The organism is Tenacibaculum sp. HL-MS23 (assembly GCF_032463465.1).
GTDB lineage: Bacteria > Bacteroidota > Bacteroidia > Flavobacteriales > Flavobacteriaceae > Polaribacter > Polaribacter bernardetii.
On sequence record NZ_CP135989.1, the window covers coordinates 1,450,536 to 1,463,163 of the forward strand.

At 33.2% G+C, this 12,628-nt stretch carries 11 protein-coding genes; 7 read left to right on the forward strand and 4 right to left on the reverse strand.

The features are described from left to right. Window positions 1-27: 27 nt before the first annotated feature. The 4 genes from gldL to topA all read right to left on the reverse strand — a co-directional run bounded on the left by gldL (window position 28) and on the right by topA (window position 5,903). Window positions 28-678 carry a gliding motility protein GldL gene (gldL, locus tag RRF68_RS06715; protein ID WP_218771364.1) on the reverse strand — a complete coding sequence of 217 codons (651 nt, stop codon included), beginning with the start codon at window positions 676-678 and terminating at the stop codon, window positions 28-30. A 48-nt stretch (window positions 679-726) separates the two neighbouring features. Then, window positions 727-2,106 carry a gliding motility lipoprotein GldK gene (gene gldK / locus RRF68_RS06720; protein ID WP_218771365.1) on the reverse strand — a complete coding sequence of 460 codons (1,380 nt, stop codon included), beginning with the start codon at window positions 2,104-2,106 and terminating at the stop codon, window positions 727-729. Window positions 2,107-2,205: 99 nt separating this feature from the next. Next, window positions 2,206-3,366, reverse strand: coding sequence for a formimidoylglutamase (locus RRF68_RS06725; protein ID WP_315943873.1), 1,161 nt, complete (start codon window positions 3,364-3,366; stop codon window positions 2,206-2,208). 38 nt (window positions 3,367-3,404) lie between these two features. Then, window positions 3,405-5,903 carry a type I DNA topoisomerase gene (gene topA / locus RRF68_RS06730; RefSeq protein WP_315943874.1) on the reverse strand — a complete coding sequence of 833 codons (2,499 nt, stop codon included), beginning with the start codon at window positions 5,901-5,903 and terminating at the stop codon, window positions 3,405-3,407. A gap of 198 nt (window positions 5,904-6,101) precedes the next feature. Between topA and miaB the strand changes: the two genes are divergently transcribed. The 7 genes from miaB to groL all read left to right on the forward strand — a co-directional run bounded on the left by miaB (window position 6,102) and on the right by groL (window position 12,607). Next, window positions 6,102-7,556, forward strand: coding sequence for a tRNA (N6-isopentenyl adenosine(37)-C2)-methylthiotransferase MiaB (miaB, locus tag RRF68_RS06735; RefSeq protein ID WP_315945367.1), 1,455 nt, complete (start codon window positions 6,102-6,104; stop codon window positions 7,554-7,556). Window positions 7,557-7,631: 75 nt separating this feature from the next. Beyond that, on the forward strand, window positions 7,632-8,864 hold the full coding sequence (locus tag RRF68_RS06740; RefSeq protein WP_315943875.1) for a sigma-54 dependent transcriptional regulator: 1,233 nt from the start codon (window positions 7,632-7,634) through the stop codon (window positions 8,862-8,864). 46 nt (window positions 8,865-8,910) lie between these two features. Next, the gene (locus RRF68_RS06745; RefSeq protein ID WP_218771369.1) at window positions 8,911-9,417 is read left to right on the forward strand and encodes an LptE family protein; all 507 of its coding nucleotides are present in this window, start codon (window positions 8,911-8,913) and stop codon (window positions 9,415-9,417) included. Next, a complete protein-coding gene (locus RRF68_RS06750) occupies window positions 9,411-10,151 on the forward strand; it encodes a hypothetical protein (RefSeq protein WP_315943876.1) in 741 nt (246 codons plus the stop codon). The genes RRF68_RS06745 and RRF68_RS06750 overlap by 7 nt, the downstream gene beginning before the upstream one ends. Further along, complete coding sequence (secG, locus tag RRF68_RS06755) at window positions 10,151-10,495, forward strand: preprotein translocase subunit SecG (protein ID WP_218771371.1); 345 nt, start codon at window positions 10,151-10,153, stop codon at window positions 10,493-10,495. The genes RRF68_RS06750 and secG overlap by 1 nt, the downstream gene beginning before the upstream one ends. A gap of 164 nt (window positions 10,496-10,659) precedes the next feature. Next, a complete protein-coding gene (groES, locus tag RRF68_RS06760) occupies window positions 10,660-10,935 on the forward strand; it encodes a co-chaperone GroES (protein ID WP_275316544.1) in 276 nt (91 codons plus the stop codon). Window positions 10,936-10,978: 43 nt separating this feature from the next. Further along, on the forward strand, window positions 10,979-12,607 hold the full coding sequence (groL, locus tag RRF68_RS06765) for a chaperonin GroEL (protein WP_315943877.1): 1,629 nt from the start codon (window positions 10,979-10,981) through the stop codon (window positions 12,605-12,607). Window positions 12,608-12,628: the final 21 nt, after the last annotated feature.

Below are 12,628 nucleotides of genomic sequence, written 5' to 3' on the forward strand. Positions count from 1 at the left end.
AATAAAAAAATTAGATAAACTAATTAATTATTTAGTTGACATTGCAGTTAACATTCCACCATATACTCCGTTTAAAGAAGATAAGTTAGTTGCTAATGATTGCATTTGTTCTTGTAAACGTTGAGAATTTTCAACTAAAGCAGAATTTAAATCAGCTTGTTTACCTGCATTTTCTACCTGTGTAGTATACAACCCGTTTAAAGATTCTAATTTTGCAGCTGCCATAGACATTTGCTCATTATATTGATTCGTAGAAGATACTGTTTTAGAAGTAGCTGTTAATCCTTCTGCTGCTCCTTGGAAGTTTTTAATACTATCTCCTAAACTAGAAATTAAAGTTGCATCTAATTTTGCTTCTTTTAAAATACCATCTAATTTTTGAGACAACATACTTTGTGCTTCTTCAGGAGAAGACTCTTTACCTTTCTTACCTAAAGATTGTCCATCTGATAATTCTGGATAAACTTTTGTCCAATCTAATTCGTCTTCAACAGGCTCAAATGCAGAAATAGCAAAAACTAATGCTTCTACAACAAGACCTAAGGTAAGAATCATACCTCCTGTAATTGGACCAAATGAAAAGTGCTGAATTTTACATAAAGCTCCTATAATTACTACAGCTGCTCCCAGACCGTAGACCATGTTAAAAATTTTCTTAGTTGATTTTGATTGTGACATAATTTTTTGATTTTTTTTTTGGGGATTATTATATTTATTGTTGTTTGATTACTTGCTCTTATTTGTACCTAAATAATCTTGTACAGTTCTAAAACCGATATAACTTCTAGCAGTATCAGCATATTCCCAATCACGAGAACTTACTTCTAAAAAGTATGCCACATCTTTCCAAGAACCACCACGAATAATTTTTCTTCGATTTTCTTTAATCTCTACATTAGGGTTCATTGTTGACCCCATGTAATAAGACATTTGATTATATGCTGTGTTTGTCCATTCGGCAACATTACCAGCCATATTATACAATCCATATTCATTCGGATTAAAAGAAACAGCTTCTACAGTATATAAAGCCCCATCTGCAGCATAATCTCCTCTAACGGGTTTAAAGTTAGCTAAAAAACAACCTCTATCACTTGTTGTACTTGGCCCACCCCAAGGGTATTTACCATAGTTTAATCCACCACGAGCAGCATATTCCCATTCTGCTTCAGTTGGTAATCTAAAAGAAGGAACTAATCCTAATTTCTTTCTAGAACGCTGAAAGTTATTTTTTGTTTGTGTTCTCCAGTGACAAAATGCTTTTGCTTGGTTCCAAGTTACACCAACTACAGGATAATTTTCATAAGCTTTGTGAGCAAAATATTCTTGGTGCATTGGATCGTTGTATGAATAATTAAAATCTTTAATCCACACTGTAGTGTCCGGGTATACATTAATAACTTCATCTTTCATGAAGTCTTTTCTATTTTTACCTGTTTTAGCAGCTTGTTCGTTATCGAACCAGTAATATCTATAGTTTAATAGTTTTGTGTTAAATGTTCTTATTCCGTTTAAAGCTTCATCTTTTTTAAGGTATAAAGAATCCATCACTTCTACATAATCAACATCAGGATATTCTTGCTGTTCCCATATAAGTTCTTCTTGCCAATTTAATGGCTTTAAAGAATCCATTCCTTCTCCTAATTCATAATAGTTTTCACGCATATATTTTGCATATGGCGATTCGTTAATGGTATCCGCAGAAGCAAATGCATATAATTGAATCCCTTCTGCATTTTTACCTGCGTTAGCAGGGTCTATGTCTCCTCCTGATGCAAATTCAGCTTGGTACGCTAACTTTGTTCTTGTGATAGAATCTCTTACCCAAAACACAAATTGCTTGTATTCACTATTAGTAATTTCAGACTCATCCATATAAAAAGGCTGCACTGTAACTGTTTTAGTTGGTGCATTCATAGCTCCTAACGGGTCTTCATCTTGCTTACCCATCGTAAAAGAACCTCCAGGGATCTTAGCCATTCCGAAAGGTTTTTCTGCAAACCATTTTCTTTTCGACTTCTCTCCCACTAACTCTCCTCTATCTCCACTTGAACCACAAGCGTAAATCAGAGATACTAACAATGCAAATATTACTATTTTTTTCATATTATTCCTTTCTTATAAAAGAGGTCGTAAACCTATTATTTTTTTTATTAAAAAACAATTACGTGTTATAATTTTTTCAAAAACAAATATAAATAGGTTTTAAACAAGCTTTTGCTGTGCTTTAAACCATCTATCAGGCATCTTTCTTTTTAACGCCTGCTCGTAATCTTTATAGTTACATGGTATTAACGCATGTCTTTTGTGTTTATTATTCGAAATTAAATTTATTTCCATCCACCAACGACCACTTTTATCACTTTTATAAAAGTTTATAGGATCATCATCACTTAAAAGTACCGTGAATTTTTGATAATTTTCTTTTGTTACAAACGGATAATCTTTTGCTCTGGCATTAACTCCTTCAATAAAATACCAAATCATTTGAGCAATTAAGCTTGCTGTTTGATTGTTTGAATCTAACCTATGATTATACTCATAAATTCCAAATGAAGTTACTTTATCACTAATCCCTGCATATCTTGCGATTGCACAGATTTCTTCTCCATAAAAACCGTTTGGTGATGCGTTATTATTTGCTGGCGCTTCACTTTGACGAACGCAGCCAATATCTACACTAACAATATCTGCATCTCTCATTATAGGCTCCACTAAAGTTACATCTTTTACTTCACCTAACCTAAAAGCATCAAAATATAATTTATCAAGTAGTTGTATTTCGTCTTGTGAATTAAAATACGTTTGATAGCCTATGTTACTATAGTTAAACAAATTATTTGGCTGCTCCATAATCACTTTACTTAAAAATGATTTAGAAGATAACTCCTCATCTATAGAACCAATATCAAATCGACTATCTACAGACACTAAGTTTACGGTTTGTTCTAAAGAATCGTAAGCTCTATAGTTTGCGTACGTTATATCTTGACTCCCACCAATTAATATCGGGATTATATTTTTCTTTAATAAAGCTTCTATAGATGATGCTACGGCAAAACAAGTATCTTTTGGCGTGCTACCTTGTTCTATATTTCCTAAATCGGCTATTTTAGTATGCCAATTACCAGGAAATAATTCATATAGTTTTTCACGAATATATTGTAATTCCTCTCCACAACCTTCATTCTCATTAGCTCCCCTACCATCTTTAACACCTATGACAGCAATATTGACACCCGATAAATCAGGAAATCCATTTTCTAAAGTGTAGGCCTCAATTTTATGCCCTAAAGATGCTGCAGATTGCGACATTAGATGTGCAACCACGGTACTTTTAATAGGTGTAAAAAAATTAAAACTCATCTTTTTTGGGGACTAGGGAATTGGCAATATACTAAACTTTATTTCTTTTTCGCTACTTTCTTTTTAACGACCTTCTTTTTCGCAGTTTTCTTTTTAGGTGTTTTAGCCTCTATTAACTTCACTGCTTCTTCTTTCTTCATCTTCTCGATCTCTGTAGTTTTCGGTAATTCAACTTTAATTTTACCTTTAATCACATTAAAACGACCCCAACGAGCTTTTTCTACTCGAATACCAACATCTTCCCAGTTATGAAGAACTTTATCTATTTCCTTTTGCTTTTTAACCTCAATCAACTCAATAATATCTTCATCTGAAAGATTATCGAAATCGTATTTTTTACTTACGTTGATAAAAATTGAGTTCCATTTTAAGAATGGACCAAAACGACCTACTCCTTTTTGAACTGGTAAATCTTCGTAATGATAAATTGGCGCATCTGCTTTTTGCTTTGCAACAATCAATTCTTCAGCTCTTGGCAAATCTACTTCCATCGGATTTTCGCCTTTATCTAAAGACACGAACATTGCCCCGAATTTAATATACGGTCCAAAACGACCATTAGAAACAATTACTTCTTCATCCTGAAAAGTTCCTAAGTTTTTCGGAAGCAAAAACAATTCTAATGCCTCTTCCATGGTTATTGTACCAAGGTTTTGATCTTTGTTTAAACTTGCAAATTGCTTCTCTTCATCTTCGGGAGCTCCAATTTGTGCTATTGGCCCAAACTTACCTAAACGTACTAAAACTGTTTTTCCTGATTCTGGATGCTTTCCTAAAATACGCTCTCCACTTTCTCTTTCTGCATTTTCCTTAACATCTTCTACGTTTTCATGAAATTTAGTATAGAAACCTTTTATCATTTCTATCCAGTCTTCATCTCCTTCTGAAATATCATCAAAAGAATTTTCAACTCTTGCTGTAAATCCGAAGTCAAGAATATTTGAAAAATTTGCAACTAAGAAATCATTCACAATATTCCCTATATCTGTAGGTACTAATTTGTTTTTATTTGAACCTGTTTTTTCCGTCAACATTTCACTTTCTACAGTTCCTTTAGACAAAATCATTTGTTCGTAGTTTCTCTCTACCCCTTCATTATCACCTTTTTCTACATAACCTCTTCGTTGAACGGTAGAAATTGTTGGTGCATATGTTGATGGTCTACCAATACCTAACTCTTCTAATTGTTTTACTAAAGATGCCTCTGTAAAACGGTAAGGTGCGCTTGTAAAACGCTGTGTTGCGTTTATATATATATATTCTAAGCTTTCACCTGTCTTTAAATTTGGTAGCATTCCTGCCTGCTCTTCTTCTTCGTTATCTGTTCCTTCTAAATATACTTTTAAGAAACCATCAAACTTTATCATTTCACCGTTTGCAGTGAATATCTTTTTATTTCCTGAGTTCTCTATTTTAACGTTGGTGCGCTCTAATTGTGCATCACTCATTTGAGAAGCCAATGTTCTTTTCCATATTAAGTCATACAACCTTGTTTGATCGTACTCACTATTTATAGAGTGTTTTTTCATCTCAGTAGGACGAATTGCTTCATGGGCTTCTTGAGCTCCTTTTGCCTTCGACTTAAAGACACGTTGCTTACTATATTTCTTTCCGTAATAATTACTAATTTCTTCTTCAGCAGCATTTCTTGCGTCTACAGATAAGTTTACACTATCTGTTCTCATATAAGTAATTAAACCGGCTTCATATAAACGCTGTGCTACTTGCATTGTTTTCGCTACAGGAAAACCTAATTTCCTAGAAGCTTCTTGCTGTAGTGTTGATGTTGTAAATGGTGCTGCTGGAGATTTTTTTGCTGGTTTTTTAGTTAAATCAGCTATAGAGAAGTCTGCTTTTGCGCAAGACTTCAAAAAATCTTCTGCTGATTTTTTTGAATCGAAATTCTTCGGAATTGTAGCCTTAAAAGTTTTACCTTCTGTGTTAGAAAACTGAGCAACTACTTTATAATGAGTTTCTGATTTAAAATCAAGAATACTTCGTTCTCTTTCTACAATTAAACGAACTGCTACAGATTGTACCCTCCCTGCAGACAAGCCTCCTTTTACTTTACGCCATAAAACAGGCGATAATTCGTACCCAACAAGCCTATCTAAAACTCTACGCGCTTGTTGTGCGTTTACCATATTATAGTCTATATCTCTTGGATTTTCGACTGCTTTTAAAATGGCATTTTTTGTTATCTCGTGAAAAACAATACGTTTTGTATTGTCATCATTTAATTTTAATTGTTCTTTTAAATGCCAAGCAATTGCTTCACCCTCTCGATCCTCATCACTCGCTAACCAAACAGTTTCTGCTTTTTTTGCTAAAGCTTTTAACTTCTTAACAACGGGCTTCTTATCATCAGAAACAATGTATTTCGGACTAAAATCGCCATCAACATCAATTCCTAATTCTTTCGATGGTAAATCTGCGATATGACCATAGCTAGATTCTACTTGAAAATCTTTACCTAAAAATTTCTCAATTGTTTTTGCCTTTGCAGGTGACTCAACTATAACTAAATTCTTTGCCATATCTCTTTTCAATTATCTCTTTTTACATCAGATATATAATGATGCTTGGAATTTGCAAAAGTAGAATGTTTTTTTTAAAAAAAAACTTTTTGTTGCACTTAAGGTTTAAAATCGGTTATAAATTAACAATAAATTTCTGCCAATTTGTCATAATTTTTATATTTTGGTTGTATCTTTGCCTCCATTTTTAATATGAATATGGAGCACACTGAGAAGGTTATAGATGAAAAAGTACAAGGGCAAGCTCTTGTTACTGAGACGAAAAAAGAGAACACTAAAAAATTATTTATAGAGAGTTACGGTTGTCAAATGAACATGAACGACAGCGAAATTGTAGCTTCTATTTTAGCTGAACAAGGTTTTAACACCACACAAGTTCTAGAAGATGCTGATTTAGTTTTAGTAAATACGTGTTCTATTAGAGAGAAAGCCGAAACTACAATTCGTAAACGTTTACAAAAATACAATGCAGTTAAAAAAGTGAATCCTAATATGAAAGTTGGGGTTTTAGGATGTATGGCCGAACGTTTAAAAGAAAAATTTTTAGAGGAAGAAAAAATCGTTGATTTGGTTGTAGGACCAGATGCATATAGAGATTTACCAAACCTATTAGAGGAGATTGATGCTGGTAGAGATGCTATAAACGTAATTTTATCTAAAGAAGAAACTTATGGTGATGTTGCTCCGGTTCGTTTAAATTCTAACGGGGTTTCTGCCTTTGTATCTATTACTCGTGGTTGCGATAATATGTGTACTTTTTGTGTGGTTCCGTTTACACGTGGTCGCGAAAGAAGTAGAGATCCTAAAAGTGTTTTAGAGGAAATTAAATCGATGCATGATCAAAACTTTAAAGAAATTACTTTACTTGGTCAAAATGTAGATAGCTATTTATGGTATGGTGGTGGATTGAAAAAAGATTTTACTAAAGCTTCTGAAATAGCACAAGCTACTGCTGTAGATTTTGCTCAGTTACTAGACATGTGTGCTACTGAGTTTCCTAAAATGAGGTTCCGTTTTGCAACCTCAAATCCGCAAGACATGAGTTTAGATGTAATTCACACCATGGCAAAACATAAAAACATTTGTAAATACCTTCACCTACCTGTGCAAAGTGGAAGTAATGCAATGTTAAAAGCCATGAACCGTCAACACACTCGTGAAGAATACAAAGAATTGGTTGACAATATCTTTAAAATAATTCCAGAAATGTCTTTATCACAAGATATGATTGTTGGTTTTTGTGGTGAAACAGAAGAAGATCATCAAGATACTTTGGATTTAATGAGGTATGTAAAATACGACTTCGGTTTTATGTTTGCTTACTCTGAACGACCTGGAACATTGGCTGCCAAGAAAATGCCAGATGATGTACCATTTGCCACCAAGAAAAGACGTTTACAAGAAATTATCGATTTACAGCAAGAACACGCTTTATATAGAACACAACAACATTTAGGAAAAACTGAAGAATTCTTAATTGAAGGAACTTCTAAAAAGAACCCGAATGAATGGAAAGCTAGAAATACGCAGAACACCGTATGTGTTTTTCCTAAAGAAAATTATAAATTAGGTGAGTTTGTAATGATAAAAATAGAAGATTGTACTTCGGCTACCTTAAAAGGAACTGTGCTTGGGTATTCAGATAATAATTAATTTTTAGAAAAGAGCAGCAAGAGAAAACATCAACCCTTTTCTCTTATTCTTTTTTCTCTATTCTAAAGAAAAAATATGGAAAACCTACAAGCAATAAAACAACGATTTGGTATTATCGGTAACGATACACAATTAAACCGTGCTATAGAAAAATCTATTCGTGTAGCCCCAACTGATATTTCAGTTTTAGTTACTGGAGAAAGTGGCGTAGGTAAAGAAAGTATTCCTAGAATAATTCACCAATTATCACACAGAAAACACGCTAAATACATTGCTGTTAACTGTGGAGCAATTCCTGAAGGAACGATTGACAGTGAACTTTTCGGTCATGAAAAGGGCGCTTTTACAGGAGCCACTGCTGCTCGTAAAGGGTATTTTGAAGTTGCGGATGGCGGAACCATTTTTTTAGATGAAGTAGGTGAATTACCATTAACAACACAAGTACGTTTATTACGTGTTTTAGAAAATGGTGAGTTTATAAAAGTAGGATCATCACAAGTACAAAAAACTGACGTTCGTATTGTTGCAGCTACCAATGTAAACATGCAACAAGCTATTTCAAAAGAAAAATTTAGAGAAGATTTATATTATCGTTTAAGTACCATTGAAATCGACTTACCTGCTTTACGCGACCGTAATGAAGATATTCACTTGCTTTTTAGAAAATTTGCTTCTGATTTTGCTCAAAAGTACCGAATGCCAACAATTCGCTTAGATGATAATGCTACAAAAGTATTGTTAAACTATCGTTTTCCTGGTAACATTCGTCAGTTAAGAAACTTAGCCGAACAAATTTCTGTTGTAGAAGAAAGTCGTTTAATTACTGCCGAAAAACTAGTGCAATACCTTCCAAAGAACAATGGAAACCTTCCTGCAGTAATCGGTAAACAATCTAGCAATTCTGATTTTGCGAACGAACGAGATATTATGTATAAAATCTTGTTTGATATGCGTAACGACATTAACGATCTAAAAAAATTAACTTTAGATTTAATGCAAAACGGAGACGCTGAACAAGTGAAAGAAGAAAATCACGGATTAATAGAACGTATTTATCAAGAAACAGAAAAACCAGAAGATCATAACTTCGAGGTTGTTAAAATTCCGCAATCATCATCTTCTACTCAAAATAATTATGAGTATGCTGAAACAATTGAGGAAGACGAAAACTTATCATTACAAGAAAAAGAAATTGAAATGATTCGAAAATCGTTAGAAAAAAACAGCAACAAACGTAAGTTAGCTGCAAAAGAATTAGGTATTTCTGAACGAACTTTATACCGAAAAATAAAACAATACGATTTATAAAATATTCGTTAAAATTATACTCTTTGAATTGTTTACTTTTGATTTTATGAAAAAACTTTTTTACAATATTCTTTTTATTACCACATCAATTATATTAATAAGTTGTGGCGCCTATTCATTTACTGGAGGAAATACCGGTAATGCTAAAACCATTCAGATTGATTTCTTTCCGAATCAGGCTCCTTTAATAGAACCAACCTTAAGTCAGGAATTTACACAAAATCTTCGCGATTTATTTACACGTCAAACAAATTTAACCTTAGTTAACTCTAACGGAGACTTGCATTTTTCTGGAGAAATAACCGATTATCGAATTACACCGATGAGTGCTACCGCAAATCAAACTGCAGCACAAAATCGATTAACAATTTCTGTAAATGTTATCTATGAAAACAAGTTAGAAGAAAAAGATAATTTCGAAAAACGTTTTTCTTTTTACTACGATTACGGAGCTACACAACAACTGTCTGGCGGTGTATTAGATACTGCTTTAAAAGAAATTTTAGAAAGAATCACACAAGATATTTTCAATGCATCTGTTGCTAAGTGGTAAATAATTGGATAAAAAAATACATACATGTTCTAAAGAAGCCAAGTGCTATTTCGCAAGAAATTAGTACTGAGCTTAAAAATGTTATCCAACAATATCCTTATTTTCAATCAGCAAGAACTTTAGAGTTAAAAACTTTAAAAAATAAAGACAGTTTTAAATACAATAACGAATTAAAAATAACAGCAGCTTACACCACAGATCGTAGTGTTTTATTTGATTTTATCACCTCTAAGTCTTTTAAAGAAATTTCGAATCTGAAAGAGAAAAAAGCGAGTTTAAAAGAAATCCTTCTTCCTAATAAAAAAGAAACTACAAATATTGAGAAAGATTTAGCTATAGGTAAACCTTTAGCTTTTACTAAAAGTGAATCATTTTCATTTAATCAATGGCTACAACTCTCTTCTAAAAATGTAATAACAAGAGATGCTATTTCAAGCAAAAAAGAGGTTATTACCCCTATAAACCTAGAAAAAAACGCAATTATTGATCGTTTTATTGAGAAATCACCTAAAATATCTCGTCCAAGTAAAACAAACCCATCGGAGATTAAAACCACTTTAAGTAAGCAAAATTCTCAATTAGCAACCGAAACACTAGCCAAGGTTTATCTAGAACAAAAAAAATATGAAAGCGCAATACAAGCTTATAAAATATTAAGTTTGAAATATCCAGAAAAAAGTGGTTTCTTTGCAGACCAAATTAAGAGAATACAAATTTTACAAAAAAATAAATAATGACTACGTATACTTTACTTTTAGTTTTAATATTGATTGTTGCAATAGCATTAATCTTAATCGTAATGGTTCAAAACCCTAAAGGTGGCGGATTATCTTCTTCTTTTGGAGGTGGTGGTGCTCAGAACATTGGTGGAGTACAAAACACTAATAGTTTTTTAGACAGAACTACATGGACTTTAGCAATTACAATGTTTGCTTTAATTTTACTAGCTAACTTCGCTATTCCTAGAGGAAATTCAGCAGATGCTCCTCAATTAGATAGTACTTTAGAAAATGTAGAAACTACAGCTCCTGTTGCAGCTCCTACAACAAACGATACTACAAAAGATAGTGTAAACTAATCTTAACAACATATAATATCAAATGCCAACGTAATGACACGTTGGCATTTTTTTTGCACATATTTTTCGTTGATTTAGAAAAAGTGGCATATAATTTTTAATGGCATAATTTCTGACTATTTTTAACCAATAATAACAACTACTTAATCATAACTTACATAAAAATGGGATTAAATATTAAACCTTTAGCAGATAGAGTTCTTATAGAACCAGCTGCTGCAGAAACCAAGACAGCATCAGGACTTATTATTCCTGATAACGCCAAGGAAAAACCACAAAAAGGTACTGTTGTCGCCATAGGAAATGGAACCAAAGATGAACCTTTAACGGTAAAAATTGGTGATACTGTTTTATACGGAAAGTATGCAGGTACAGAATTAAAACATGAAGGAAGTGATTATTTAATTATGAGAGAAAGCGACATTTTCGCTATCATATAATTTATTCACTCACCTAATAATTAATAAAAAAATAGATCATAAAATGGCAAAAGATATAAAATTTGATGTAGACGCTCGTGACGGTTTAAAACGTGGAGTAGATGCATTAGCAAATGCAGTAAAAGTAACTCTAGGTCCTAAAGGAAGAAATGTAATTATTTCTAAATCTTTCGGTGCACCACATGTAACTAAAGATGGTGTTACTGTTGCAAAAGAAATTGAGTTAGAAGATTCTTTAGAGAATATGGGAGCTCAAATGGTAAAAGAAGTTGCTTCTAAAACTAACGATTTAGCTGGTGATGGAACTACAACCGCAACCGTATTAGCACAAGCTATTGTTAAAGAAGGTTTAAAAAACGTTGCTGCAGGTGCAAATCCTATGGATTTAAAACGTGGTATTGACAAAGCTGTTACTGCAATTACTGAGGATTTAGCAAAGCAATCTCAAGAAGTTGGTAACTCATCAGAAAAAATACAACAAGTTGCTTCAATCTCGGCAAACAACGATAAAGTTATTGGTGATTTAATCGCTACCGCTTTCGGTAAAGTTGGTAAAGAAGGTGTTATTACTGTTGAAGAAGCTAAAGGAATGGAGACTTATGTTGACGTTGTGGAAGGAATGCAATTCGACCGTGGATATTTATCTCCATACTTTGTAACTGATGCTGATAAAATGGTGGCTACTTTAGAGAATCCTTACATCTTATTATTTGATAAAAAGATCTCTAACTTACAAGAAATTCTACCAATATTAGAACCTGTTTCTCAATCTGGAAGACCTTTATTAATTATTGCTGAAGATGTTGACGGACAAGCATTGGCTACTTTAGTTGTTAATAAATTACGTGGTGGTTTAAAAATTGCTGCTGTAAAGGCTCCTGGATTTGGTGATCGTAGAAAAGCAATGTTAGAAGATATTTCTATATTAACTGGTGGAACTGTTATTTCTGAAGAAAGAGGTTTTTCTTTAGAAAACGCTACTTTAGATCTATTAGGAACTGCTGAAACAGTAACTATCGATAAAGACAATACTACTATTGTTAACGGTGCTGGTAATGAAGAGCTAATTAAAGGTCGTGTAAACCAAATTAAAGCACAAATTGAAACTACTACTTCTGATTACGATCGTGAGAAATTACAAGAGCGCTTAGCGAAGTTAGCTGGTGGAGTTGCTGTTTTATATGTTGGAGCTGCTTCTGAAGTAGAAATGAAAGAAAAGAAAGATCGTGTGGATGATGCTTTACATGCAACTCGTGCTGCTGTAGAAGAAGGTATTGTTGCTGGTGGTGGTGTTGCTTTAGTACGTGCTAAAAAAGTATTAGAAGCTTTAGCTACTGAAAACTTAGACGAAACTACAGGTGTACAAATCGTTAACAAAGCTATTGAAGCGCCTTTAAGAACAATTGTTGAAAATGCTGGTGGCGAAGGATCTGTTGTTATTAATAAAGTGCTAGAGGGTAAAAAAGATTTTGGTTACGATGCTAAAGCTGAAGTATATGTTGATATGCTAGAAGCTGGAATTATTGATCCTAAAAAAGTTACTCGTGTAGCGTTAGAAAATGCAGCTTCTGTTGCTGGTATGATTTTAACGACCGAATGTGCTTTAATAGATATTAAAGAAGATGCTCCTGCAATGCCTCCAATGGGTGGTGGGATGCCTGGAATGATGTAATGGCGAGTCGCCATAGACAAT

What these genes read in the sequence shown, in the direction of transcription:
- gldL (WP_218771364.1), bottom strand. Translation starts at nt 678, where the DNA reads ATGTCACAATCAAAATCAACTAAGAAAATTTTTAACATGGTCTACGGT.
- gldK (WP_218771365.1), bottom strand. Translation starts at nt 2,106, where the DNA reads ATGAAAAAAATAGTAATATTTGCATTGTTAGTATCTCTGATTTACGCT.
- RRF68_RS06725 (WP_315943873.1), bottom strand. Translation starts at nt 3,366, where the DNA reads ATGAGTTTTAATTTTTTTACACCTATTAAAAGTACCGTGGTTGCACAT.
- topA (WP_315943874.1), bottom strand. Translation starts at nt 5,903, where the DNA reads ATGGCAAAGAATTTAGTTATAGTTGAGTCACCTGCAAAGGCAAAAACA.
- miaB (WP_315945367.1), top strand. Translation starts at nt 6,102, where the DNA reads ATGGAGCACACTGAGAAGGTTATAGATGAAAAAGTACAAGGGCAAGCT.
- RRF68_RS06740 (WP_315943875.1), top strand. Translation starts at nt 7,632, where the DNA reads ATGGAAAACCTACAAGCAATAAAACAACGATTTGGTATTATCGGTAAC.
- RRF68_RS06745 (WP_218771369.1), top strand. Translation starts at nt 8,911, where the DNA reads ATGAAAAAACTTTTTTACAATATTCTTTTTATTACCACATCAATTATA.
- secG (WP_218771371.1), top strand. Translation starts at nt 10,151, where the DNA reads ATGACTACGTATACTTTACTTTTAGTTTTAATATTGATTGTTGCAATA.
- groES (WP_275316544.1), top strand. Translation starts at nt 10,660, where the DNA reads ATGGGATTAAATATTAAACCTTTAGCAGATAGAGTTCTTATAGAACCA.
- groL (WP_315943877.1), top strand. Translation starts at nt 10,979, where the DNA reads ATGGCAAAAGATATAAAATTTGATGTAGACGCTCGTGACGGTTTAAAA.